Here is a 23,551-nt window from a genome sequence, read left to right on the forward strand (position 1 = left end):
ACAGAGTCAGGTAAAAAAACAGATCTGGCAACGTTTTTACCCATAAGAATAACGCTCTCAGCTCAGTTGATTCAGTGCCCGGAGCAGATAAGGAAACTTATCCTGTCCCAGCAACTCCCGCAGATGAAACAACTCATCTTCCAGTGCTTCGGTCAGGTCGGACTGATCCAGTACCCTGGCATTGCGTTCAAGAAAGACTTTCTGAAAAAAGCTGACCATTAAAGGCGCATGAGGGCTGGCCAGTAAGCGCCAGGCGGGATGGTTTTGTCGCAGAGCTTCCAGAGTCTGATAATCAGAAGACATAACAGTATGTGCCAGCCGGTTATTATTAGGAGGTAACTATCTTACCACTTTACATTTTTTCATCGTTGAACATCTGCTCAATAGTGAAGCGTTTGAATTGCACAAAAATAGTGCAAAACCCTGACCCCAGGTTTTTCAGCAGTGCACCATTTTTTAACCTGGCCTGCTTATTTGATGCAGCTTTTCCTTGAATTTTCTCTTAATTTTTTGAATTAATTAGACTTTTTTTTCCTGGCACATCCTATGCAAAACCTTGGGCAAGCAGGCTGACAGGTGATGCACTGTTAAATAGCCTACCAATTTTTACCGGACAAACTCATACAGATAGTCACGTTTTCGTGAAGGGGATAAACCATGAAACTGGTCACAGCAGTCATCAAGCCGTTCAAGCTGGACGATGTACGTGAAGCGTTATCGGAAATTGGTATTCAGGGAATCACGGTTACAGAAGTGAAAGGTTTTGGTCGTCAGAAAGGCCACACCGAGCTGTATCGCGGTGCGGAATATGTGGTGGATTTTCTGCCTAAAGTAAAACTGGAAGTCGCGGTATCCGCTGACCAGGTAGACCAGGTGGTTGAATCCATCACTACTGCGGCGAACACCGGCAAGATTGGTGATGGCAAGATTTTCATCACCACACTGGAAGAGATTGTTCGTATCCGTACCGGCGAGCGCGGTACCGATGCAATTTAAACGCTGAGAAACAGATCCAGACGTTTTATAAAACCCTATTTAAAAACCCTTGGAGGATTTTCCAATGGAAGATTTAGTACAGGTCAAGTATGCCCTTGACACCTTTTATTTCCTGATTTGTGGTGCTCTGGTCATGTGGATGGCCGCTGGTTTTGCCATGCTGGAAGCCGGTCTGGTACGTGCTAAGAACACCACAGAAATTCTGACGAAGAACGTCGCCCTGTATGCGATTGCCTGCACCATGTATCTGCTGTGTGGTTACTACCTGATGTACAGCAGCGAATCCGGTGGCATTCTGCCAAGCCTGGGCTTCCTGATTGGTGAAGAAAACACCACTGAAGCCGTACTGGCCGGTGGCGAAGATGCCCCTTATTACTCAGCGCGCTCGGATTTCTTCTTCCAGGTGGTATTCGTAGCGACGTCTATGTCTATCGTGTCTGGTGCAGTAGCTGAACGTATGAAGCTGTGGGCTTTCCTGGCATTCGCTGTAGTAATGACCGGTGTGATCTACCCAACCTCTGGTTACTGGACCTGGGGTGGTGGTTTCCTGAGCGAAGCAGGTTTCTCTGATTTTGCAGGTTCAGGTATCGTACACATGGCCGGTGCAGCGGCTGCTCTGGCAGGTGTTCTGCTGCTGGGTGCTCGTAAAGGTAAATACGGTCCTAATGGTGAAGTACACGCGATTCCAGGCAGTAACATGCCTCTGGCAACTCTGGGTACGTTCATCCTGTGGATGGGCTGGTTCGGCTTCAACGGTGGTTCCGAGCTGAAACTGTCGGATGTTGGCGAAGCAAACGCAGTAGCAGAAGTCTTTGTAAACACGAACGCAGCAGCAGCAGGTGGCGCGATTGCGGCTCTGATCCTGGCTCGCCTGTGGTTCCGTAAAGCAGATCTGACAATGGTACTGAACGGCGCTCTGGCAGGTCTGGTAGCGATCACTGCAGACCCTCTGTCTCCAACCGCTTTCGCTTCAACCATGATCGGCGCTGTAGGTGGTATCCTGGTTGTATTCTCCATCGTAGCACTGGATAAACTGCGCATTGATGATCCTGTCGGTGCGATCTCTGTACACGGTGTAGTGGGCATCTGGGGTCTGCTGGCAGTACCTCTGAGCAACGCTGATGCAACCTTCTCGGCACAGCTGCTGGGTATCGTGTCCATCTTCGGCTGGGTCTTCATCGCAAGCCTGATCGTATGGTCCATCCTGAAAGCAGTCATCGGTATCCGTGTATCGGAAGAAGAAGAGTACGACGGTGTGGATATCGCAGAGTGTGGTCTGGAAGCTTATCCTGAGTTCACGACTAAATAAGCAATACCGATATAAGACCTGAAATAATAATAAAACTGACTCAGAGAAGAAAAATAACGCAAGAGCAGAGATCTTAAAAAATAACGACAATTTCTGAGCATCTACCTCCTTACGGGCACCTTCGGGTGCCCTTTTTTATTACCGGTTATCACAGTATGCTATACACAGATTAAAACGATGGATACTATTCTTGCAGCGTCACATTGGCAGACGCTGTTTGCAGAGGAGCATAATAATGAAACTGGTTACTGCCATTATTAAACCTTTCAAACTGGATGATGTACGTGAATCTCTGTCTGAGATTGGTGTACAGGGCATCACAGTCACAGAGGTGAAAGGTTTTGGTCGTCAGAAAGGCCATACTGAGCTGTATCGCGGTGCTGAGTACGTGGTAGATTTTCTGCCAAAAGTTAAGCTGGAGATTGCTGTAGGCGATGATATTGTGGATCAGGTAATTGATGCCATCACAAAAGTAGCCAACACAGGAAAAATCGGTGACGGTAAGATTTTTGTCTCTCCTCTGGAGCAGGTTATCCGTATCCGTACCGGTGAAAGTGGTACTGACGCAGTCTGATATTCTCTTCAGACTGGACAGAGTGGGGTACTTTTCAACTCTGTCAGTAAGAACACCATCAAAAAAGCCCCCGGCAGGTAATCCGACGGGGGCTTTTTTGATTCTCAGGGCAGGCATCAGTGTTTGTGCTTCATACCCATCTGTACTTTCTTCACCGGCAGTTCCAGATCAGCCATCTCACCATTGCTGAAGTGTAATTTTAGCTGGATCTGATCGCCCTCATTCAGATTCTGTTTCAGACCAATCAGCATCACATGAAAACCGCCTGGTTTCAGTTCTGCCATACCTTCGGCAGGTACCTTGATATCTTCTACCTGACGCATTTTCATCACACCGTCATCCATGATGTGGTTATGCAGTTCAACCACATTCGCCGCCGGACTGGTTGCTTTCACCAGGCTGACCTGCTCAGAAGCAGCGTTTTTCAGCATCATAAAAGCGGCTGAATTCATCTGCCCCGGAGGTACAGCACGGGCATACGGATGCATCACCTGAATATCCTGAGCCAGCGCCAGTGGCGATAGTACCAGCAGCAGTAAACTGAGCAGTGTCTTTTTCATAACAGATCCTTATTTATTTGCGTTATTAAGCACTCACACAAAAATTTCTCTCTAACCGGTCCGCCGGAAAATATCGAAATACTTTTGTGCAGGTATGTACGTTCAGGATTACAGTAAGCGCTTTTTCAGTGCCGCCAGCAGATCATCCGGCGAAGCTGAGTGAGACACGGTTTCCAGAACCTGGCCTTCACGATTAGTCAGATAAAAGACCGAGGTATGATCCACGGTGTATCCCATAGCACTGCCTTTCACTTCTGCCTTCTGGTAGAAAGCACCATAACGGGCCGACAGTGCTCTGATCGTTTCTGGTGCGTCCGTCATCCCTTTAATCTGCGGATGGAAATATTCGGCATAGGTTTTCAGATGCTCCAGAGTGTCCCGTTCAGGATCGACACTGATCAGAATACCCTGCACCTTCTGCAGTGCGTCTGTCGGCAATTGATTGAAAGCGGCAGACATAACAGACATGGAGGTCGGGCAGATATCGGGGCACTGGGTATAACCAAAATAGATCACATTCAGTTCATTGCCATCAGAAGCCAGTGTAAAGGGCCCATCCTGAGTCTGCAGAGTAAAAGGGCTGCCCAGCTGCATAGAGCCACCCGCCTGTTCCTGCTGATATTTCTGATACATCTCCATACCGGCAACCAGTGCCACAGCCGGTATCAGCATTAACAGCGCTTTAATAAAATGCTTGCCAAAACTTTGCATGATAAAACTCTCTGACGGTTCAGTACTGATGTACGTTGAAATCAAACCAGACCTGCTGTGGCCCGTTTGAGGTTTCCAGGTCCATACGACCACGCCAGGGCATCACACGTTCCGTACAGACACTGATGGTGCCGGTGACATTCAGTTGTTGCTGGCTGGCGTCTGCCATCATAGTGTACTGATGAATTCCCATGTACATATTCTTACCGGTCAGTGCCAGGCGCGCTGACTCCAGACCGATGCCTTCAGCCGCGACGGTATAACTGACCGGCTGTAATGCCAGAATAGGCCAGGGGGATAAAGAGATTTTCAATCGCTGTTCCGGACTGATCTCAACAATGCAGCTTCCTTCTGTCACCACACACCCCGGCACACGGGTATCGTCCACCTGAGTCAGTTCCTGCAGGTGATTGCCCAGATAGAGCAACATGATTAAAAGAGCCAGAGCCGTCAGACTCCATAGCCATTTCATCTGGTTTGAAGACATACACTTCGCCCGATTATGTTTGTGGCAAGTGTATCTCAGCCATAAGCAAATACCGTGTGACTAATTGCCGCATAGACCTGCAACCTGATAGAGCATGGAGGTTTGAAGCATAACAAACTCAGCATTGGAAGATCACAAAGCAAAAGCACCATTTTTCACAGAAGTTAACAGGCACTCAGGCTGACCAGGCAGTAAAATAACCACTTGATCGTATCCTTAATTCTGTCACGCGCTCTGGCGGCCCCAGAACAGCATGACACCTGATTCATTGTTTACTGAGACTGCAGTATGACGCTTATTCTGGACGCTCTGGTCCCTGTATTTATGGTTATTATGGCCGGTGCTGTCATTCGCCATCTGAATTTTCCCGGTGGTGATTTCTGGCCACTGGCAGAACGCTTCACCTATTTCTTCCTCTTCCCGGTGATGCTGATCAGCAAAATGGCCAACGCCCGGATAGAGGATGTCGCCATTGATCAACTGGCGCTGGCCATTGTTATTCTGTTAGCCGTTATGACGCTGCTAATGGTGATTCTGAAGCCGGTGCTGACTCGCTCCGGGCCTTCGTTCACCTCTATTTATCAGGGGGGGATTCGCTTTAACACCTACGTCGTGCTTGCAGCAGCCCAGGCAATGTATGGTAATGCCGGGCTGACCCTGGCCGCTGTCGCTATGGCAATTATGATCCCACTGGTCAATGTACTTTGCGTCATTATCTTCAGCTGTTATGCCGGGCAGGCCGGAGGCGGGATTATGGGTACAGTCAAAGCGATCATCAAAAATCCGCTGATTGTCGGTTGTACTGTGGGGATGCTGTTAAACCTGACTGGGATCGGGCTGCCGGGCTGGAGTGCCGCCGCCTTTGATATCGCCAGTCGGGCCGCTCTGCCACTGGGTCTGCTGGCCGTAGGGGTTGCTCTGGATCTTAAAAGTATCCGCAGCGCCTCCTGGCCTCTGATCTCATCCAGTGTGATCAAACTGGCCATCATGCCGGTTGTAACTGCTCTGATCGGCCTCTGGCTGGATCTGGAACTGCTGATGATCTCTGTTCTGCTGTTATTTGCGGCAATGCCTACTGCCACATCAGCCTATATTCTGGCCCGCCAGCTGGGTGGTGATGCCCCGTTAATGGCAACCATCACCACGGCTCAGACACTGCTGGCGATGATCAGCCTGCCTTTGATTCTGCAATTTATCCATTCAGGTTTATTGCATTAGGAAGATTCTCAGACATGGATGTCTGCATATCCCTTCAATATCTGCACAAAAGATTCGGTATTTATACTCTTTACTTTCTCTGCTTCAGGCCAGGCTAGTAATAAATATTTATGCCCGGCATATATAGTTAAAATCATATCAATATAAATACATGTTAATAGCTGTCGCCAATTACAACTCATTAACAAAAAATAATAATCACATGATAAATATATTTTATTTACTTCAGTGCTAGTCCTGTTCAAATATATTAATTTCCACTAAAGAGAAAAAATAAAGAGAATTTAAATATTACACCTTGAAGGACTCAAAGGCTTATAAAAATGGACTTAAAATGTACTACTTAAGCAAATTCAACGAAATTTATATAGAAGACCTTCCATATATAGTTCACCCAAACGAAGCACTAAGGATTATAGACGAAGGTGATAAACCATTCGCCGTGTATTCCTATGGCTACAGCCTTGGCGATCAGGCCAGACAAAAAAGGGAGCTAAAAGATAAAATTCGTTCGGGAGACATCATACTAATTCGATCAACAATATCATTAAGCAGTATAACCTGGGCAGAATCAAAGTCGTCATCCCCGTTTACAACACTTGAATTTCAGACTCGATTAACAGAATTTATCCAGTCAGGAAGAAAAAGACCAACCCACAACATAGGAAAATCTCCTGAGGAAGAAGGTTTTCTTGATCAGATTGTTGGGGCTACCAAACAGGTTGCAAATGATTTTATCAAGGACCAACGGGCACAACAGGCAGAGTGGTTCTCTGAGCAAGGTATTGTAAAGTTCTCAGACACACAGACAGGAAACCAACTTACATCTGAAGAGATAGTATCTGCTTATAAAGAAAATAGCCCGGACACCATTCCTCTATCTGAAGGTGCAGAGGCAATAGGAGCTGAAAAGATTCAGTCTATCCCAGGGTACTCTGCTATTATCCCTTTAGTTACCACAATAGCTAGTCGGGGTAGGAATATAAAAGAACCTATTTCCTTAATAGACAAAAAAAACCCATATAATCCAGATAATGTTAACAAAAGAAGTGCCGATTTCTATTCTCATTATGGAAATAATCCAAATAGAGGGACCTTGTCTAATACGGAAGCCAGAAAGTTCTATCTAGACCAAGAGAAAAAAATACCAAGCCTTCTTGATAAAAGTCTACCTATTAGTTCACAGGCCAAACAAGCATTCAACCTGAGAAATGAGTTCAGATCAGATGCCAGAGAAAGAATGCAAGATCGAATTACTGCTGATAGACTTACGAGAGAAGAGCCAAATCTGACATTTAAAGAAATTTCATCAAAAACAACTAAAAAACTTATCCAAAAAGGAATAGAAAAACCTTCTGAAGAACAGATAAGCAAAGAAATAATAAACAGTTCTCAAAGATCAAGACAGAGTGTAAACAAAAGGCTTGGATTATGAAGAAAGAAAACGTTATTTATAGAAAAAAAAAAGGTTCTCAAGGAGTTGTAGAGTATCATGTATTAGGCTTGGAGGACTCAGATTTTTTTGACACTTTAATCAGCTTTTTTTCAAAAAATTACAACACCGAAATTAGTGTAAAGGATGAAGGAACAAACACACGCTCTTATCAACTAAGGTGTAGAAATGAGTATTTCATTCTAAAACATAATAGCGATATAGGAAATTGGTTCTACAGCTGCCAGCCATCAGGAGATAGTGAACTCATGGAGGAAATTGCAGCCGACCTGGAAAACCGGCTTAAAGATGTTTCATATGAGTAAGCCGTCTAAATGTAAGGCCCAGACGATTAAAATCTTTATAGATTTTCCTGGTTTAATCCAAAATAAGGGTCAGGCTGTATCAACAATTCACCTACACAATAAGTACCCGAACATAAACATTCCGATATTATCCGGCCGAAAAGGCCGGATAATACGGGCTTTATGCAGGGAAGAGTAGTGTACGTCTACTTATGAGTTTAAGGAAGTTACATCTTTAACTCTGCTTATATACATCATTTTTTACGCATATAACATTCAATAACTGTAAGGAGCCATTATACGGCTCCTAAATGTTTTTTGATTTTACTATTAATAGGATAAGCTTTTTCTATAGGAAGTCTTCGTACTGCTTCATCAATCTGATTCAATTCAACCAATCTGTGAATTTCTACCGCCAGGTCTGTAACGTCAGTAATATTCTGAATCCATTCGTTTACAAAAAGTGTTACGGCTTCATTAGTTAACCCAATCTGGATAGCCCTATATTCAAGCGGTTGCAAATATAAGTCTCGTTCAGGATCCCACTGGATACGAACAGGGGTTGCTTTTTTAATTCTCAGCCACTCATCCTTATTTGCGTACTCTCTGGCTTGATAGCTAAGCAAGCTATGCTCCAATGCCCACTCAAAACCTTTTCTTGTGATATCAATTGCCAGAATACGGCTTTGACCATTATCCTTCTTCCCCCATCCAGAACGATACATCATCCACAGAAAAGACGGTTTAATCCATGTCATACGTTCCATTTTAAAGGGAGGAGATATGAATGTACCATGCTCCAAAGCTGAATCAGCAATAGCATGATTATAAGCCTGGTAAACGCGAATAGTCTGTCCATTAAAAGCAGCACGAATCTGGCAATAAGGAATACTCATGATTAAACCATCCATGGTCGAGTCTGAAGGCAGACGACTTAATATTTTTGATTATCATATTTAAGTCTTAACTGACTTTAACATCATTCAGCTAAGCACTCGAAAAAAATTTCCCAGTCTAAATAGACTGGTCACTGGCGTGATGTATACCGAAAAACTTTTACTGAAAGTATACATCAATAGAAGATACGATCTGATCCAGCGTATATTCAGGTTCTCAAGTGATACTCTGCGTCAGCTCATTCACACAGTTCTGTCCATCTGCCAGGGCATACAGGTTATCCAGAGTCGTTCTGGCGATCTGTGTGAGCGCATCTTCGGTAAAGAAGCCCTGATGACCGGTGATCATTACATTGGGGAAGGTCAGCAAACGCTGGAACAGTTCATCATCAATGATCTCCCCTGAATGATCATGGAAGAAAAGCTCGCTTTCCTGCTCATAGACATCCAGCCCCAGTGCTCCGATCCGGCGGGTTTTCAGACCTGCAACCAGGGCCTGAGTATCGACCAGTCCGCCACGACTGGTATTAATCAGCATGACGCCATCTTTCATATGGGAGATAGCCTCTTCATCAATCAGGTGCTGGCTCTGCTCCGTCAGAGGGCAGTGCAGGGTGATAATATCCGCTTCCTGATACAGGCGGTTGAGCGAGACATATTCACCGCCCAACTCGATAAAGTCATCATTTTCATAGGGATCACAGGCCAATAAACGACAGCCAAACCCTTTCAGAATACGGGCTGTGGCTATGCCGATCTGTCCTGTGCCGACCAGCCCCACAGTACGGCCGTGCAGGTTAAAGCCTAACAGGCCATTCAGAGAGAAATTCTGTTCCCGTACCCGGTTAAAGGCTTTATGAGTTTTACGGTTCAGGCCCAGAATCAGTGCCAGCGTATGTTCAGCCACCGCTTCCGGTGAGTAAGCCGGTACCCGGACAACAGGCAGATTCAGTGTCTTAGCCGCCAGCAGATCCACGTTGTTAAAACCGGCACAACGCAATGCGATATAACGCACACCTCTGGCTTTCAGCTTTTTCAGTACCGGAGCACTCAGGTCATCATTGACGAACGCGCAGACCGCATCAAACTGCTTACAGACTTCAACATTGGTTTCATTAAGCAGAAGGTTAAAATAGACCAGTTCGCAATCAGGGTGATGGTTTTCCTGATCCAGAAAACGCTGATCGTAGGGCTGAGCACTGAATACTGCGATACGCATAGGATGGCCTTATTTCAGAAAAACAGGGAATCAGAGGCCAGACGGATAACTATTTTCTGTCCGGTAACAGTTACCACACAATCTGAGAGAAGGCAGGCTAACTGAACCAGGACAAGGGGTTATGCGTCAGGGCTGTACCTATAATGTAAGCGACGCAGAGCAGAGCAGCAAGCAGAGCCAGAGCACGCTGTTTTTTCGTTCGCCCTCTTTTCAGTGCCATGCTGCCCAGCACAATGTACAGCAACAAGGCCAGCACTTTGGCACTCAGCCAGTGGTGGATGCCTGGATATTGCTGAATCAGCACACACAGAGCGACAGCACTGGCCAGCAGGCAGGTATCCACAAGGTAGGTGATGCGGAGTATCCACTGTTTCTTCAGCCAGTGGCTGTCCAGCAGCATCCAGCTTCCCCGCAGCACAAACAGACTGATACTGATAGCCACTGACAACAGGTGGATATGTTTGATGATGCTGTACATTGACGTTTATTCCTATTATGTACCCGGTTTGTGTGCCCGGCCCGGTTCATGTTGTAACACGATTGATCACGTATCAGGAAATAAGTAACAGCGCTTTTATTTAAGCCTGCAGGGGCTGGCAGCGAGCACAGAACACACTGCTACGGTTATTCTGTCGAATCTCCTCCAGCTGATAACCACACTCAGGGCAATCTTTTCCGGCACGACCATAAACGTTCAGTTGCTGGGCAAAATAACCCGGTTTGCCATCACCACCGACAAAATCCCGCAACGTGGTACCGCCCTGGGTAATAGAACGCTGTAAGACAAAGCGTATCTTTTCTGTCAGCAGAGATATCTTTCCTTCTGACAGTTGTCCGGCCAGTTGTTTCGGATGAATCCCGGACATAAACAGGGCTTCATTGGCGTAGATATTCCCCACACCGACCACGACCTTACTGTCCATAATCAGGCTCTTAATCGCGGTTTTACGTTTCTGACATTTCTGACTCAGATACTGTGCTGTAAACTGATCAGACAGAGGCTCAGGCCCCAGATGAGCAATCAGTTTATGGTGTGCTACAGGCTGATCAGTCCAGACAAAGGCACCAAAGCGCCGGGGATCATGGTAGCGCAGGGTGTGTCCGGTAATCAGAGTAATATCCACATGATCATGCTTTTGCGCAGGCTCTGGCTGCAGCATCACTCTCAGGCTGCCAGACATACCAAGATGGATTATCAGAGTGCCATGATCAAAAGCCAGCAGCAGGTATTTTGCTCTGCGCTGAATTCCGCGAATCACCTGACCTTCCAGCAGTTGTGCCAGATTATCCGGTACCGGCCAGCGCAGACTGGGCTGACGCACCTCAACCGACAGCACTTTCTGGTGTTCACAGTAAGGGCTGATCCCTTTACGGGTGGTTTCAACTTCAGGTAATTCAGGCATGTTTTTCTCCATTACCGCACAATGACGGACTATCAGTATACCGGTGATCTGGCAGATATATCTGCTCTGCGCCAATATCCATGTAATAGAGTCAGGTATTCTGCAGACACAAAAAAACCCGGACCAGCCGGGTTTTTTCAGAAGAAAAAATCTTATTTGATTTTAGCTTCTTTGTACATAACGTGCTGACGTACAACTGGATCGAATTTTTTCATTTCCAGTTTGTCAGGCGTAGTACGCTTGTTTTTGGTAGTGGTGTAGAAGTGACCAGTACCAGCGGATGATACCATTCTGATTTTATCACGCATGATTTATCTCCTTAATTCAATGCTTACAGCTTAATGCCGCGCGCACGAATGTCAGCCAGTACCTTTTCGATACCCTGCTTATCAATAACACGCATACCTTTAGCAGATACGCGCAGCTTCACGAAACGCTTCTCGGATTCAACCCAGAAACGGTGCGTGTGCAGGTTAGGAGAAAAACGACGGCGCGTTTTGTTTTGTGCGTGTGACACATTATTTCCGGTTACAGGACGCTTCCCGGTAACCTGGCAAACTTTGGACATTTTCTAGCCTCCAGTCGCTAGCTAGGCGTCTTAACTATTCAAGAAACCTGGGGGAATCAGCGAACCAGCCGGAAAAAACGGCACCCTGCTTCAACCCATCAATTTAAAGGCGCACTGTTATACCAGAACAGCCTTACCCTGACAAGTAAATTCAGGTTTTCTGTACCGGTTAAACAGTAAATAGTGATTTTCCCGGCTATTATCTACATCAAACCCCGTTCCGCAAGTGAAACTGTCTCACCATTGCCAATAATAAAGTGATCCAGTACCCGAACATCAATCAGCGCCAGCGCCTGTTTCAGTTTTTCAGTGATGTATTCATCAGAACGACTAGGCTCAGCCACTCCGGAAGGATGGTTATGAGCAAAAATCACTGCCGCGGCATTATGTTCCAGCGCCCGTTTAACCACTTCACGGGGATAGACACTGGCAGCATCAATGGTTCCCCGGAATAACGACTCAAATGCCAGTACCTGATGCTGGTTATTCATGAACAGGCAGGCAAACACTTCATGAGGGTGGTGACGCAGCTGAGTAATCAGGTACTGCTGTGCCAGTTCAGGGCTGGTTAATGCCTCTCCCTGCTGTAAGCGAGCCATCAGATGACGCTTGCCAATCTCCAGTGTAGCCTGTAACTGCACATATTTAGCAGGCCCCAGTCCGTGATAACGACAGAAAGTGTCCTGATCTGCTTCTAACAAGGCTCTCAGGCCATCAAATCCGGCCAGCAGGTCACGAGCCAGATCAATAGCACTTTTACCGGAAACACCGGTACGCAGAAAAATAGCCAGCAGCTCGGCATCACTCAGTGTATGAGCCCCCTGCCGTAATAGTTTTTCCCTGGGCTGATCCTGTTCCGGCCAGTGTTTAAGACTCATCACATCCTCCTTAATCATGGTTGCCATCATGGCAATTATCCTTATCAGCATCTCCCTGATGTTATGAATAAACCTCATCCTCAGGAGCAGTTCAAGTCAGTAGCACTGCTAACCATCTGCTTTCAAAGACACATAGCGCCGGACTGTCGCCTGCCAGTCAGACAATACGGCTGATATCCGGCTTTCAGTCGTGATAAGCTCTTACCTGATTGAGCCGCTCATGCTATCTTGTAGCACTTTTTTCCAGGGTAGATAAGTTGCCCGGAAACAATCAAAATACCTGATATTCTGAGGTTCATATGATGATGCAGGGTTGCCGGGTTCTGCTGGGCTTAAGCGGAGGAATAGCCGCTTACAAAAGCGCGGAACTGACCCGTTTACTGGTCAAAGCTGGCGCCGAGGTGCGCGTGGTAATGACAGAAGGGGCTCAGGCCTTTATCGCCCCCTTAACCTTTCAGGCTCTTTCCGGAAATCCCGTTCACACCCACTTACTGGACCCAGAAGCGGAAGCTGGCATGGGGCATATCGAGCTGGCTAAGTGGGCGGATCTGATTATCATCGCTCCGGCCAGTGCTGACCTGATGGCGCGCCTGGCAGCGGGTATGGCGGATGACCTGATGACCACACTCTGTCTGGCCACAGAAGCCAGTGTATTGCTGGCCCCGGCCATGAATCAGGCCATGTGGCGTCATCCGGCAACACAGAAAAATGCCCGGACACTGCAGACATACGGTTATACTCTGCTAGGCCCGGATCAGGGTGAACAGGCCTGTGGTGATACAGGGCCAGGACGCATGCTGGAAGCCAGTGCAATCTTTGCCTTGTTACAGAGTCATCGGGACGAATCATCGTCACCAGTCAGTAATACACAAACTCAGAAGCCTCTGCAGGGTCGGACCGTCACGCTGACAGCCGGTCCTACTCGCGAAGCCGTCGATCCGGTACGCTATATCAGCAACCACAGCTCAGGTAAAATGGGCTATGCACTGGCAGAAGCGGCTCGGGATGCCGGAGCACGGGTCAACCTGATCAGTGGCCCGGTACAGATTCAGGCACCAGAAGGCGTCAATCTGGTTCAGGTAAACAGCGCTTGTGACATGCTGGAAGCCAGTCTGCAGCATCTGCCGGATACCGATATTTTTATCGCAGCAGCAGCCGTGGCAGACTATCGCCCGGATAATGCCGCCGATCAGAAAATGAAAAAACAGCCAGGCCAGAACGAACTGGTGCTGCGTCTGGTACAGAACCCCGATATTGTGGCCACCATCGCCCGCCATGAACAACGGCCTTTTACTGTCGGCTTTGCAGCAGAAACCCAGGATGTTGAGAACTATGCGATCAGCAAGCTGATGCGAAAAAACCTGGATATGATTATTGCCAATGATGTATCCCGTAGCGACATTGGTTTTAACAGCGACCAGAATGCGGTCACTGTACTCTGGAAACAGGCTGGCAGTGCAGATCCGGCAACACCGGACATAGGCCGCTACCAGCCGGACCAGGCCAGTAAAACCACACTGGCCAGACAACTGATCACACAGATCAGTGACCATTTCTTACACAGTAACACCTGATAAACGAGTCAAGAATGAGTACTTTAGACGTCAGAATTCTGAACGAAAAAATAGGTAATGAACTGCCTCTGCCAACCTATGCAACTGAGGGTTCTGCAGGTATGGACCTCAGAGCCTGCCTGGATGAAGCGATTACCATTAATCCGGGCGAAACCGTACTGATTGGTACGGGTCTTGCGATCCATATCGGCGATCCGGGGCTGGCAGGTGTGATTCTGCCTCGTTCAGGTCTGGGCCATAAACACGGCATTGTACTGGGTAATCTGGTTGGTCTGATTGACTCTGATTATCAGGGCGAGCTGATGATCTCCTGCTGGAACCGTGGCAAAGACGCATTCACCATCGAACCCGGTGAGCGTATTGCCCAGTATGTGCTGGTACCTGTCGTACAGGCTGAGCTGAACATTGTTCAGGAGTTTGACAGCAGTGACCGTGGCGCAGGTGGCTTCGGTCATTCCGGACGTCAGTAAGTAAAATACCCCGATTTAACTTTTATTGTCCTGATCCGGTCGATGTACTGGCTCAGGGCTTATCCATCAGTATTATCAGGACAGATAAATGACAGTACCTGCCTCTATTTTCCGGGCTTACGATATTCGTGGTGTCGTTGGCGATACCCTGACTGAGGACGGCGTTGAGCAAATCGGCAGGGCCATCGGCTCTGAAGCTCAGGCCCGTGGAGATAAAGCAGTGATTGTCGGCCGGGATGGCCGTCTGTCAGGCCCGGCAATCAGTGCTGCCCTGATCCGCGGTATTCAGGCCTCCGGTGCTGATGTCATTGATATCGGTATGGTGCCTACACCTTTGCTGTACTTTGCCACCTTTACCCTGGAAGGCACTACTTCCGGCGTCATGGTGACCGGCAGCCATAACCCGCCGGATTACAATGGCCTGAAAATTGTTCTGGCCGGTGAAACCCTGTACGGCGAAGCGATTACTGCACTGTACCAGCGTATCCAGCAGCAGGATCTGTTGCAGGGTCAGGGCCAGCTGAGTCATGAAGACGTTAATGCGGCCTATAAAGACCGGGTACTGAGTGACTTTAATCTGGCCCGTCCACTGAAGGTCGTCGTGGATTGTGGTAATGGTGTACCGGGCTATCTGGCTCCGGATGTCATCCGGCAGCTCGGTTGCGATGTGACCCCGATGTATTGTGAGGTGGACGGTAACTTCCCGAATCACCACCCGGACCCGGGCAAACCGGCTAACCTGGTAGATATGATCGCAGAAGTAAAACGTTCCGGTGCCGATCTGGGGCTGGCTTTTGATGGTGATGGCGACCGCGTTGGCGTCGTGACTCAGACCGGACAGCTGATCTATCCCGACAAACTGATGATGCTGTTTGCTCAGGATGTCTGCCAGCGTAATCCCGGTGCCAAAGTGATCTTTGATGTGAAATGTACCGGGAATCTGGCTAAAGTGATTGAACAGGCCGGTGGCGAACCTGAGATGTGGCAGACAGGCCACTCCCTGATCAAAGCCCGGATGAAGGCAACAGGGGCTGCTCTGGCCGGCGAAATGAGTGGCCATATTTTCTTTAAAGAGCGCTGGTTTGGTTTTGATGACGGCCTGTATGGCGCGATTCGCCTGCTGGAGATTCTGGCCGCATCCGGTCAGGATGCCGATAGCCTGTTCAGCCAGTTCCCGGAAGATATCAGCACTCCAGAACTGAATATTCAGGTCACCGACGAGACTAAATTTGACCTGGTTAACCGTCTGGCGAACGAGGGTCAGTTTGGCAATGGTCAGGTGAATAAAATTGACGGTATCCGGGTCGACTATGATGACGGCTGGGGATTATGCCGGGCTTCCAATACCACCCCTGTTCTGGTGCTGCGCTTTGAAGCGAAAACGGATGCAGGACTGGAACGTATCCGGAGTACCTTTATCAGTGAACTGGAAAAAATCCAGCCCGGACTGAAACTGGACGTACACTGATCATCAACATTGCTCATGGCCCGATGACAGAACAGCCAGCGGATAAAACACCGGCTCATGACCTGGAGCCGGTTAAGACAATCCATGATATCCGTTGATGCAAGCAGCAAAACAGGAAAAAGAATGACAGCAAATACCGAACACGCCATAGAAGTAGTTAAAGTTTTAAGCGAAGCCCTGCCTTACATTCAGCGCTTTTCCGGCAAAACCATCGTGATCAAATACGGCGGTAATGCGATGACAGATGAGGATCTGAAAGCCTCTTTTGCACGGGATATGGTTCTGATGAAAGAGGTCGGCATAAACCCTGTGGTCGTACATGGCGGTGGCCCTCAGATCGGAGAGCTGCTGGAAAAGCTGAATATCGAATCCCGCTTTGTAAATGGGATGCGTGTCACCGACAGTGAAACCATGGACGTGGTAGAAATGGTACTGGGAGGCCTGGTCAATAAAGATATTGTCAGCCTGATTAATCAGGCCGGTGGTAAAGCCGTAGGTCTGACCGGTAAAGATGGCGGTCTGATCGAGGCCAGAAAACTGAAAGTCACTCATAAAACCCCGGATATGACTGCGCCGGAAATTATTGATATTGGCCATGTGGGTGAAGTTAATCAGGTCTGTACTGATGTGGTTGACATGCTGGTACACAGAGATTTCATTCCGGTTATTGCTCCGATTGGTGTCGATGACGAAGGCCGCTCCTATAATATTAATGCCGATCTGGTAGCCGGTAAGGTTGCTGAAGCGCTGCAGGCTGAAAAGCTGATTCTGCTGACCAATGTAGCCGGACTACAGGATAAAGAAGGCGATATTCTGACCGGCCTGAGCACCGAGCAGGTCGATGCTCTGATTGAAGACGGTACTATCTACGGCGGCATGCTGCCAAAAATCGGCTGTGCACTGAGCGCCGTCAAAAACGGTGTTATCAGCTCACACATTATTGATGGTCGTGTTCCACACGCCACCCTGCTGGAAATCTTTACCGATGCCGGTGTCGGTACACAGATTACCAACCAGGACTAATTTTTATTTCTGACAACAGCTGATTTGATTGCTGGTAATTTGGAATAGTTATGACTCAGGCAAAAGAGCAGAAAACACAAAAAACCTCTCGCAAGGAGCAAATTCTTCAGGTGCTGGTACACATGCTGGAGAATCGTCCGGGCACTAAGGTGACCACATCCTCGCTGGCAAAAGAGGTCGGGTTATCAGAGGCTGCGTTATACCGCCACTTTGCCAGCAAAGCCAAAATGTTTGAAGGGCTGATCGAGTTTATTGAAGAAACGATTTTCTCCCGGGTAACCCGTATCCTGCAGGATGAACCTCAGGCGCTGTACCGCTGCGAACACATCCTGACACTGGTGCTGGCGTTTGCCGATAAAAATCCGGGCCTTTGTCGCATCATGACCGGCGAAGCCCTGGTCGGAGAGGATGCCCGGTTACGTACCCGTATCTCACAGTTTTATGAGCGTCTGGAAACTCAGCTGAAACAGATCCTGCGTGAAGCAGAAATCCGCGATCAGATGAGAACCGTTATGCCGGTACCAGCCACCGCTCAGCTGTTGATGTCTATTCTGGAAGGCCGGGTCCAGCAATACAGCCGCACGGGACGCTCTCCGGTAGATAACTGGCCTGAGCAGTGGGCATTCCTGGCCGATGGTCTGCTGACCCCAGTTCCCGTCAGTGCCTGACCCATCCGGTATATCAGTCATTTATTTCCCTGAGAAGTTATTTTTTTTGTTTCCTTCCGGCTGTGCATTATCATTAAGATAGTGCACCCCATAAAAAAAGACGACAGGACCCCTCATGCCCCGCCTGAACAGAGCCCCCAGATCCCGTATCCTCGTTGTTGATAACTCCATGTTTTTCAGGGATGTTCTGGCAGAAACCCTGCGAACGCAAGTTAAAGCACTTGCAATAGACTCTGTTAAAAGTCGTCAGGAAGCCTGTCAGTTACTTCAGGAGCACAAAGGACACTATCTGGCGGTTATCAGCGGGTTAATGCTGGAGGATGCAGCAGAGTGCGAAATGCTGGCCATTGCTCTGGAGGAACAGGTACCCGCCATCGCCCTGACCAGCTCACTGGACGCTGAAACCCGCCAGAAGGTTATGGATAAAGATGTCATCGATTATTTCTTTAAAGATCAGGATGGTCTGCAGGATGTTGTCAGCCTGGTCACACGCCTGCTGCGAAATGAACAACACAAAATTCTGGTAGTCGATGATTCGCCTACCTACTGCACGTATCTGAAGGTACTGCTTCAGCGTCAGCACTATCAGGTGATCAGTGCTTTTACCGGTGAAGAAGCCGTTGATATGCTATCCCGCAGCAATGATATTTCCCTGGTGCTACTGGATTATCAGCTGCCCGGCATGAGCGGATATGACGTAATTCGTCGCATCCGGAAACAATTTACTTCCGCACAACTGCCCGTTATTGGCGTATCCGGCCAGATGGATCAGCAAATTCCGGCTCAGATTCTTAAATGCGGCGCTAACGACTTTATGTACAAAGGTTTTACCGTCGAAGAATTCTACAGCCGCATCAATAACATGATGGACCTGCTGATCAGCGTTCGTGAGCTTCAGGATGCCGCCTATAAGGATTTTCTGACCGGCCTGCATAACCGTCAGTATTTTTATCCTCATGCCAATACTCTGATTAAACAATCTGACGAAGAGCATATCAGTATGGGGCTGGCTATGATGGACATTGACCATTTCAAAAACGTGAATGATACCTACGGCCATAACGCAGGAGATGAAGCGCTGAAAGTGGTGGCAGATCAACTGAAAGAACATATCCGTAGTGAAGATCTGCTGGCCCGCCTGGGTGGAGAAGAGTTCTGCGTTATCTTTTCTGATATGACACCAGATCAGATGCGGCAACGCCTGGAAACTATTCGTCAAAGTATTGAAAACACTGACATCCCGCTCTCAGAACAGAATATTTCGGTCACCATCAGTATGGGCCTGTGCATACGTCAATCAGAAGACCTGGAAACTCTGATGGAAAACGCCGATCAGGCGCTTTATCAGGCCAAAGCCAGTGGGCGTAATCAACTGGTTCAGCACTAAAGCCGACAGCGCTCAGTGATCGGGAATAACAATGATGAAAAATACAGATATACCGTTGTTTGAATACTCTGCTATTTATTCAGAACACTGGCCCATTCAGCATCCGGTAATACACTGCTGAGCGGTTATTGTATTCCCAGACTGATATACACCGGACAATTTCTGCTAAGCCCCTGTTAACGATATCCGCTACACTGATACAATCAGCGCCCCTGAAAACCAACCAGCTCATCATCTGTCAACCCAATCTCCAGAAGCGGATCCTGTTTATGCTTTCCCGTCTGAATCCCCGGCAACGTGAAGCCGTTGAATATGTTGGTGGCCCTTTACTGGTACTGGCCGGTGCCGGTAGTGGTAAAACCAGTGTGATCACGACAAAAATCGCTTACCTGATTAAAGAGTGCGGTATTAAGGCGCATAAAATCGCTGCGGTAACCTTTACCAATAAGGCAGCCCGCGAGATGAAAGAACGAGTGGGCAAGCTGGTTCAGGGTAAAGAATCCAGAGGACTGACCGTATCGACGTTTCATAACCTGGGCCTGAATATTATCCGCAAGGAACATAAAACACTGGGATACAAGGCCGGTTTTTCCCTGTTCGATGACCAGGACACCAAATCCCTGATCAAGGACCTGATGCATAAGGATTTCCAGACAGATGCAGACATCATTGGCATGGTGCAGCATATGATATCAAACTGGAAAAACGATCTGATAGAACCAGAACAAGCGCTGGGTCTGGCTGAAAATGATAAAGAAACACTGGCAGCGGCGGTCTACCGGGAATACGATCGCCACCTTCAGGCTTACAATGCCGTCGACTTTGATGACCTGATTCGTTTGCCAGTACGTCTGTTCCGGGATCATCCGGATATTCTGGAACGCTGGCAGAACAAAATTCACTATATGCTGGTGGATGAATACCAGGACACCAATGTCAGTCAGTACCTGCTGGTCAAACTGATCATCGGTTATCGCGGCGCCCTGACCGTTGTAGGAGATGATGATCAGTCTATTTATGCCTGGCGTGGCGCTCGTCCGGAAAACCTGGTCAAGCTGGGCGAGGACTTTCCCAGCCTGCGTATCGTTAAACTGGAGCAGAACTATCGCTCAACCTCGCTGATTCTGCGAGCTGCCAATACCCTGATCGCCAACAATCCCCATGTGTACGAAAAAACCCTGTGGAGCGAAATGGGGCAGGGGGAACAGATCAGGGTTATTAGTTGCCGCAATGAAGATGCTGAAGCCGAAAGGGTTGTGACAGAGATTCTGACACACCGTATTAAAAAGGATGCCTCCTACAAAGATTTCTCTATTCTTTACCGTGGGAATCACCAGTCCAGGATTCTGGAGATTAAGCTGCAGGCTTTCCAGGTCCCGTATAAAATCAGTGGCGGCACCTCATTTTTTGCCCGTCATGAAATCAAAGACATCATGGGTTACCTGAAAATTCTGGTAAACCCGGACGACGATAATGCTTTTCTGCGTGTCATCAATATGCCCCGCCGGGAAATAGGCCCTTCTACTCTGGAAAAACTGGGCACTTACGCCAATCAGCGTCATATCAGTATGTTTCACGCCTGCTCTGAACTGGGACTGGAGCAATCCCTGTCTGAAAAACAGGTGGATAAGCTGCGCCGTTTTAATCACTGGCTGGAGAAAACCCGTCAGCGCTGTTATCAGGATGATTCCATCTCCGCGATCCGGGAGATGATCCACGATATCGATTATGAAGGCTGGTTACACCAGAACTCCAGCTCTCCCCAGGTCGCAGAGCGGCGTATGGCCAATGTCAGGATTCTTGTGGATTCTCTGCAGGACACTCTGAAACGAATGCAGGATGACGACGACAGCGCCAGTATTGAAGATGCTATTGCCCGGCTGGTCCTCAGGGACATGATGGAACAACAGGCCGAAGAGGATGATTCAGACCGGGTACAACTGATGACGCTGCATTCAGCAAAAGGGCTGGAATATCCTCACGTTTATATTGTTGGTATGGAAGAGGACCTGCTGCCACACCGCAATAGTATTGATGACGGTAATATTGAAGAAGAACGTCGCCTGGCTTACGTCGGTATTACCCGAGCACGTCAGACTCTGACCCTCACGATGGCAGCACAACGCAAACAGTTCGGAGAAATGCTGAACTGTACTCCCAGCCGTTTTCTGGATGAACTCCCCCCGGAAGATCTGGCCTGGGAAGGGAAAGAACAGGAGCCGGACAAAGCTAAGCGGGAACGGGGAAGAGCCGCTCTGGACAGCCTGAAAAAAAGCCTGGGACTTTAATCCTGAAATACAGGGCAGAATATTACAGGCATAAAAAAACCGGCAGTCAGGCCTGCCGGTTTTTTGTATACACAAATAGCTTATTTGCTGCTATCTACGATGTAATCTACGATAGATTTAACATCGTCATCGCTCAGAGAAGCGTTACCACCCTTTGGTGGCATAGCGTTAAAGCCATTGATAGCGTGGCTGTACAGAGTATCCATACCCTGCGCGATACGAGGGCCCCAGGCACCAGCATCACCTTTCTTAGGTGCACCTGCAGCACCTGTATTATGACATGCACTACAGGAAGCATTGAACAGATCTTCAGGAGACTTACCGCCACCTGCTGCTGGTGCAGGCGCTGCACCACCACAATCCTGTCCCTGTAGACATACGTCACCCACTGGCTTCAGACGCTCAGCAATAGCCTCTTTGGACATATTCGCCGCCTGTACTGATGTACTCAGAGCCGCGCCCATCAGCACGCCCATAACACCTGCGATCATACCGCTGCGTTTCACTCTCACCACCTCTAATCACTGATCCATTAAAAAGCGAAAACCGCTTCTTTTCTGGGTGTGTATTCTATTAACCATAAAAAACGGAAGTATAGCGGCAATTAGTCTTAGCGGAAATAGCCAACAGGTCGGGGGAGGCTGGATAGACCCCTTTACAGGTCAAATAAACGTCAGATAGCTTCCAAATTTAACCGGAAACAGCTATAGCTGAATCGTCATAGTGATAAAAATTCAGCTTTTACACGCAGTTATCTTAATTTGTTCGACTCTGCCAGTAGACATCCGCCTCATTACTCCATAGAATGTTGCGCCATAACCCGCTCGTAGCTCAGCTGGATAGAGTACCGCCCTCCGAAGGCGGTGGTCGCGCGTTCAAATCGCGCCGAGCGGGCCATTTTTTACAGTAAAATCAGCAAGTTACCAAGACAGCCAACAGGCTGTTTTTTTGTTTCTGGCGTCCAGGTACACAGTAGTCCGGTATCAAACGTATTCCCCCTCGCAACTTCAGCCCCCTTGTTTCACCGGGTACTTCACTGATTATCTATCAGACAACTTCCTGAAAATGACCTTTTCTAACTTATCGTGATCTCAGATAAAGGTTATTCGACACGTTATGCTTGCCGTAGTCATCTGAAAGCAACTGCCCACAGAGAAAACTTATATCAGGTAATGGTCAGGCTTTCGCCTTTAAATCAATGAGGGAATTTTTATGTTTAAGCGATCAGGAAAGCGTTCCTTTTCTGAACATGCCAGATCTGTTCTGATGCTGACAGGCATCATGTGGGGTGTGTTCATCATTGATGTTTTAGTCCCTATTGATTTCTATCGCCATTTTGGACTGGATACCACATCCTGGAGTGGTCTTATAGGCATTATTACCTCTCCCTTTCTGCACGGCTCACTGATGCACCTGATCAATAACACCTTTCCGTTATTGATTCTCAGCCTTTTGCTGTTCTCCACCTACAGTAACGATGGCTGGGAGATTATTGCCGGAATTACCGTCATCGGAGGATTTGCGACCTGGTTGTGTGGTTACCTTCTGTTTCCACCAGCCATTCACGTAGGGGCAAGCGGAATAATCTTTGGTATGGCAGGATTTCTCATGGCTGCGGGCCTGCTAACCAGAAAAATAATCCCGATACTGGTTGGCGTTCTGGCTTTTATTTTTTATGGATTCCCACTGCTCTTCGGACTCATTCCTATTATGAGCGGAGTGTCATACTCCAGTCACTGGTTTGGCTTTCTTGCAGGAATAGGCATGGCCTGTCTTTACAGGAGCAGTGAAAATGCCAAAGGGAATTAATGTCCAGTGTAGGCATTGTGATTCTGGCCACGCAACCGATCAGGCTATATCTGCTCATTGGAGAGTGGATCATTTAATTGCTTAAACATATCGTCAGTATGCTTGCCTGCATGATTATGTTTTCCAGCCCTCGGCACGAGGGCTTTTTCATTGCCTGTCTGTTTCGGCTACCCGGAAAGATCAGCCCGGTTATTTTCAGGATGAGCTGATGCCAGCCAGCTTTCTTTACCCCTCATAACGGGGGGCAGACTACAACGCTTACAGTAATCTTTGCGGCTGAGTATCAGCTTGCGACAAGAAAGAGTTTT

Annotated in this window: 26 protein-coding genes and 1 tRNA gene; 15 read left to right on the forward strand and 12 right to left on the reverse strand. The window is 48.1% G+C overall.

Going from position 1 to position 23,551, the window contains the following annotated elements:
- Positions 1–57: 57 nt before the first annotated feature.
- On the reverse strand, positions 58–303 hold the full coding sequence (locus H4O21_RS07890) for a DUF3375 family protein (RefSeq protein ID WP_182808307.1): 246 nt from the start codon (positions 301–303) through the stop codon (positions 58–60).
- 354 nt (positions 304–657) lie between these two features.
- Here H4O21_RS07890 and glnK (H4O21_RS07895) point away from each other — a divergent pair, with 354 nt between their 5' ends.
- The 3 genes from glnK (H4O21_RS07895) (at position 658) to glnK (H4O21_RS07905) (ending at position 2,879) form a co-directional block, all read left to right on the forward strand.
- A complete protein-coding gene (gene glnK, locus H4O21_RS07895; protein ID WP_182808308.1) occupies positions 658–996 on the forward strand; it encodes a P-II family nitrogen regulator in 339 nt (112 codons plus the stop codon).
- 64 nt (positions 997–1,060) lie between these two features.
- Positions 1,061–2,305 (forward strand): ammonium transporter, encoded by a 1,245-nt coding sequence (locus tag H4O21_RS07900; RefSeq protein WP_182808309.1) that lies wholly within the window; start codon positions 1,061–1,063, stop codon positions 2,303–2,305.
- A gap of 235 nt (positions 2,306–2,540) precedes the next feature.
- Positions 2,541–2,879: a P-II family nitrogen regulator gene (gene glnK, locus H4O21_RS07905; RefSeq protein WP_182808310.1), complete on the forward strand. Its 339-nt coding sequence runs from the start codon at positions 2,541–2,543 to the stop codon at positions 2,877–2,879.
- 116 nt (positions 2,880–2,995) lie between these two features.
- On the opposite strand, the gene H4O21_RS07910 is transcribed toward glnK (H4O21_RS07905), so the two are convergent.
- From H4O21_RS07910 to H4O21_RS07920, 3 genes are all read right to left on the reverse strand, one after another.
- Entirely contained in the window at positions 2,996–3,439 is a 444-nt protein-coding gene (locus tag H4O21_RS07910) for a copper chaperone PCu(A)C (protein ID WP_182808311.1), read from the reverse strand.
- A 108-nt stretch (positions 3,440–3,547) separates the two neighbouring features.
- On the reverse strand, positions 3,548–4,150 hold the full coding sequence (locus H4O21_RS07915) for an SCO family protein (protein WP_182808312.1): 603 nt from the start codon (positions 4,148–4,150) through the stop codon (positions 3,548–3,550).
- Positions 4,151–4,169: 19 nt separating this feature from the next.
- Positions 4,170–4,637: a hypothetical protein gene (locus H4O21_RS07920; protein ID WP_182808313.1), complete on the reverse strand. Its 468-nt coding sequence runs from the start codon at positions 4,635–4,637 to the stop codon at positions 4,170–4,172.
- A 288-nt stretch (positions 4,638–4,925) separates the two neighbouring features.
- On the opposite strand from H4O21_RS07920, the gene H4O21_RS07925 reads away from it, so the two are divergent.
- From H4O21_RS07925 to H4O21_RS07935, 3 genes are all read left to right on the forward strand, one after another.
- Positions 4,926–5,855 carry an AEC family transporter gene (locus H4O21_RS07925; protein ID WP_182808314.1) on the forward strand — a complete coding sequence of 310 codons (930 nt, stop codon included), beginning with the start codon at positions 4,926–4,928 and terminating at the stop codon, positions 5,853–5,855.
- A 334-nt stretch (positions 5,856–6,189) separates the two neighbouring features.
- The gene (locus tag H4O21_RS07930) at positions 6,190–7,290 is read left to right on the forward strand and encodes a hypothetical protein (protein ID WP_182808315.1); all 1,101 of its coding nucleotides are present in this window, start codon (positions 6,190–6,192) and stop codon (positions 7,288–7,290) included.
- Positions 7,287–7,613 (forward strand): hypothetical protein, encoded by a 327-nt coding sequence (locus tag H4O21_RS07935; protein WP_182808316.1) that lies wholly within the window; start codon positions 7,287–7,289, stop codon positions 7,611–7,613. Before H4O21_RS07930 ends, H4O21_RS07935 begins: the two co-directional genes overlap by 4 nt.
- Positions 7,614–7,888: 275 nt before the next feature.
- Here the strand turns inward: H4O21_RS07935 and H4O21_RS07940 are convergent, their stop codons facing one another.
- The 7 genes from H4O21_RS07940 to radC form a co-directional block, all read right to left on the reverse strand.
- On the reverse strand, positions 7,889–8,503 hold the full coding sequence (locus H4O21_RS07940; protein ID WP_220495564.1) for a DUF4291 domain-containing protein: 615 nt from the start codon (positions 8,501–8,503) through the stop codon (positions 7,889–7,891).
- 202 nt (positions 8,504–8,705) lie between these two features.
- Complete coding sequence (locus tag H4O21_RS07945) at positions 8,706–9,707, reverse strand: 2-hydroxyacid dehydrogenase (RefSeq protein ID WP_182808317.1); 1,002 nt, start codon at positions 9,705–9,707, stop codon at positions 8,706–8,708.
- 97 nt (positions 9,708–9,804) lie between these two features.
- Positions 9,805–10,185, reverse strand: a complete 381-nt coding sequence (locus tag H4O21_RS07950; protein WP_182808318.1) for a SirB2 family protein — start codon at positions 10,183–10,185, stop codon at positions 9,805–9,807.
- A 100-nt stretch (positions 10,186–10,285) separates the two neighbouring features.
- Positions 10,286–11,110 (reverse strand): bifunctional DNA-formamidopyrimidine glycosylase/DNA-(apurinic or apyrimidinic site) lyase, encoded by an 825-nt coding sequence (gene mutM / locus H4O21_RS07955; protein ID WP_182808319.1) that lies wholly within the window; start codon positions 11,108–11,110, stop codon positions 10,286–10,288.
- Positions 11,111–11,262: 152 nt separating this feature from the next.
- Positions 11,263–11,418: a 50S ribosomal protein L33 gene (gene rpmG / locus H4O21_RS07960; RefSeq protein WP_182808320.1), complete on the reverse strand. Its 156-nt coding sequence runs from the start codon at positions 11,416–11,418 to the stop codon at positions 11,263–11,265.
- Positions 11,419–11,441: 23 nt separating this feature from the next.
- The gene (gene rpmB, locus H4O21_RS07965) at positions 11,442–11,678 is read right to left on the reverse strand and encodes a 50S ribosomal protein L28 (protein WP_182808321.1); all 237 of its coding nucleotides are present in this window, start codon (positions 11,676–11,678) and stop codon (positions 11,442–11,444) included.
- Between the two features lie 203 nt (positions 11,679–11,881).
- Entirely contained in the window at positions 11,882–12,556 is a 675-nt protein-coding gene (radC, locus tag H4O21_RS07970) for a RadC family protein (RefSeq protein ID WP_182808347.1), read from the reverse strand.
- 302 nt (positions 12,557–12,858) lie between these two features.
- On the opposite strand from radC, the gene coaBC reads away from it, so the two are divergent.
- The 7 genes from coaBC (at position 12,859) to rep (ending at position 21,434) form a co-directional block, all read left to right on the forward strand.
- Positions 12,859–14,130 (forward strand): bifunctional phosphopantothenoylcysteine decarboxylase/phosphopantothenate--cysteine ligase CoaBC, encoded by a 1,272-nt coding sequence (coaBC, locus tag H4O21_RS07975; protein ID WP_182808348.1) that lies wholly within the window; start codon positions 12,859–12,861, stop codon positions 14,128–14,130.
- 14 nt (positions 14,131–14,144) lie between these two features.
- Positions 14,145–14,600 carry a dUTP diphosphatase gene (gene dut, locus H4O21_RS07980; RefSeq protein WP_182808322.1) on the forward strand — a complete coding sequence of 152 codons (456 nt, stop codon included), beginning with the start codon at positions 14,145–14,147 and terminating at the stop codon, positions 14,598–14,600.
- An 88-nt stretch (positions 14,601–14,688) separates the two neighbouring features.
- The gene (locus H4O21_RS07985) at positions 14,689–16,068 is read left to right on the forward strand and encodes a phosphomannomutase/phosphoglucomutase (protein ID WP_182808323.1); all 1,380 of its coding nucleotides are present in this window, start codon (positions 14,689–14,691) and stop codon (positions 16,066–16,068) included.
- Positions 16,069–16,191: 123 nt separating this feature from the next.
- The gene (gene argB / locus H4O21_RS07990) at positions 16,192–17,091 is read left to right on the forward strand and encodes an acetylglutamate kinase (protein ID WP_182808324.1); all 900 of its coding nucleotides are present in this window, start codon (positions 16,192–16,194) and stop codon (positions 17,089–17,091) included.
- Positions 17,092–17,141: 50 nt separating this feature from the next.
- On the forward strand, positions 17,142–17,759 hold the full coding sequence (gene slmA / locus H4O21_RS07995; RefSeq protein ID WP_182808325.1) for a nucleoid occlusion factor SlmA: 618 nt from the start codon (positions 17,142–17,144) through the stop codon (positions 17,757–17,759).
- Between the two features lie 115 nt (positions 17,760–17,874).
- Complete coding sequence (locus H4O21_RS08000) at positions 17,875–19,146, forward strand: GGDEF domain-containing response regulator (RefSeq protein WP_182808326.1); 1,272 nt, start codon at positions 17,875–17,877, stop codon at positions 19,144–19,146.
- Positions 19,147–19,415: 269 nt separating this feature from the next.
- A complete protein-coding gene (gene rep, locus H4O21_RS08005; protein WP_182808327.1) occupies positions 19,416–21,434 on the forward strand; it encodes a DNA helicase Rep in 2,019 nt (672 codons plus the stop codon).
- A gap of 80 nt (positions 21,435–21,514) precedes the next feature.
- On the opposite strand, the gene H4O21_RS08010 is transcribed toward rep, so the two are convergent.
- Positions 21,515–21,940 carry a c-type cytochrome gene (locus tag H4O21_RS08010; protein WP_368737532.1) on the reverse strand — a complete coding sequence of 142 codons (426 nt, stop codon included), beginning with the start codon at positions 21,938–21,940 and terminating at the stop codon, positions 21,515–21,517.
- A gap of 314 nt (positions 21,941–22,254) precedes the next feature.
- Between H4O21_RS08010 and H4O21_RS08015 the strand changes: the two genes are divergently transcribed.
- Positions 22,255–22,331 (forward strand) — tRNA-Arg (locus H4O21_RS08015).
- Between the two features lie 315 nt (positions 22,332–22,646).
- Entirely contained in the window at positions 22,647–23,243 is a 597-nt protein-coding gene (locus H4O21_RS08020; RefSeq protein WP_182808328.1) for a rhomboid family intramembrane serine protease, read from the forward strand.
- Positions 23,244–23,551: the final 308 nt, after the last annotated feature.

The sequence above is a fragment of the Oceanospirillum sediminis genome, assembly GCF_014164585.1.
GTDB classification, from domain to species: domain Bacteria; phylum Pseudomonadota; class Gammaproteobacteria; order Pseudomonadales; family Halomonadaceae; genus Oceanospirillum; species Oceanospirillum sediminis.

What these genes read in the sequence shown, in the direction of transcription:
- H4O21_RS07890 (WP_182808307.1), bottom strand. Translation starts at nt 303, where the DNA reads ATGTCTTCTGATTATCAGACTCTGGAAGCTCTGCGACAAAACCATCCC.
- glnK (WP_182808308.1), top strand. Translation starts at nt 658, where the DNA reads ATGAAACTGGTCACAGCAGTCATCAAGCCGTTCAAGCTGGACGATGTA.
- H4O21_RS07900 (WP_182808309.1), top strand. Translation starts at nt 1,061, where the DNA reads ATGGAAGATTTAGTACAGGTCAAGTATGCCCTTGACACCTTTTATTTC.
- glnK (WP_182808310.1), top strand. Translation starts at nt 2,541, where the DNA reads ATGAAACTGGTTACTGCCATTATTAAACCTTTCAAACTGGATGATGTA.
- H4O21_RS07910 (WP_182808311.1), bottom strand. Translation starts at nt 3,439, where the DNA reads ATGAAAAAGACACTGCTCAGTTTACTGCTGCTGGTACTATCGCCACTG.
- H4O21_RS07915 (WP_182808312.1), bottom strand. Translation starts at nt 4,150, where the DNA reads ATGCAAAGTTTTGGCAAGCATTTTATTAAAGCGCTGTTAATGCTGATA.
- H4O21_RS07920 (WP_182808313.1), bottom strand. Translation starts at nt 4,637, where the DNA reads ATGTCTTCAAACCAGATGAAATGGCTATGGAGTCTGACGGCTCTGGCT.
- H4O21_RS07925 (WP_182808314.1), top strand. Translation starts at nt 4,926, where the DNA reads ATGACGCTTATTCTGGACGCTCTGGTCCCTGTATTTATGGTTATTATG.
- H4O21_RS07930 (WP_182808315.1), top strand. Translation starts at nt 6,190, where the DNA reads ATGTACTACTTAAGCAAATTCAACGAAATTTATATAGAAGACCTTCCA.
- H4O21_RS07935 (WP_182808316.1), top strand. Translation starts at nt 7,287, where the DNA reads ATGAAGAAAGAAAACGTTATTTATAGAAAAAAAAAAGGTTCTCAAGGA.
- H4O21_RS07940 (WP_220495564.1), bottom strand. Translation starts at nt 8,503, where the DNA reads ATGGATGGTTTAATCATGAGTATTCCTTATTGCCAGATTCGTGCTGCT.
- H4O21_RS07945 (WP_182808317.1), bottom strand. Translation starts at nt 9,707, where the DNA reads ATGCGTATCGCAGTATTCAGTGCTCAGCCCTACGATCAGCGTTTTCTG.
- H4O21_RS07950 (WP_182808318.1), bottom strand. Translation starts at nt 10,185, where the DNA reads ATGTACAGCATCATCAAACATATCCACCTGTTGTCAGTGGCTATCAGT.
- mutM (WP_182808319.1), bottom strand. Translation starts at nt 11,110, where the DNA reads ATGCCTGAATTACCTGAAGTTGAAACCACCCGTAAAGGGATCAGCCCT.
- rpmG (WP_182808320.1), bottom strand. Translation starts at nt 11,418, where the DNA reads ATGCGTGATAAAATCAGAATGGTATCATCCGCTGGTACTGGTCACTTC.
- rpmB (WP_182808321.1), bottom strand. Translation starts at nt 11,678, where the DNA reads ATGTCCAAAGTTTGCCAGGTTACCGGGAAGCGTCCTGTAACCGGAAAT.
- radC (WP_182808347.1), bottom strand. Translation starts at nt 12,556, where the DNA reads ATGAGTCTTAAACACTGGCCGGAACAGGATCAGCCCAGGGAAAAACTA.
- coaBC (WP_182808348.1), top strand. Translation starts at nt 12,859, where the DNA reads ATGATGCAGGGTTGCCGGGTTCTGCTGGGCTTAAGCGGAGGAATAGCC.
- dut (WP_182808322.1), top strand. Translation starts at nt 14,145, where the DNA reads ATGAGTACTTTAGACGTCAGAATTCTGAACGAAAAAATAGGTAATGAA.
- H4O21_RS07985 (WP_182808323.1), top strand. Translation starts at nt 14,689, where the DNA reads ATGACAGTACCTGCCTCTATTTTCCGGGCTTACGATATTCGTGGTGTC.
- argB (WP_182808324.1), top strand. Translation starts at nt 16,192, where the DNA reads ATGACAGCAAATACCGAACACGCCATAGAAGTAGTTAAAGTTTTAAGC.
- slmA (WP_182808325.1), top strand. Translation starts at nt 17,142, where the DNA reads ATGACTCAGGCAAAAGAGCAGAAAACACAAAAAACCTCTCGCAAGGAG.
- H4O21_RS08000 (WP_182808326.1), top strand. Translation starts at nt 17,875, where the DNA reads ATGCCCCGCCTGAACAGAGCCCCCAGATCCCGTATCCTCGTTGTTGAT.
- rep (WP_182808327.1), top strand. Translation starts at nt 19,416, where the DNA reads ATGCTTTCCCGTCTGAATCCCCGGCAACGTGAAGCCGTTGAATATGTT.
- H4O21_RS08020 (WP_182808328.1), top strand. Translation starts at nt 22,647, where the DNA reads ATGTTTAAGCGATCAGGAAAGCGTTCCTTTTCTGAACATGCCAGATCT.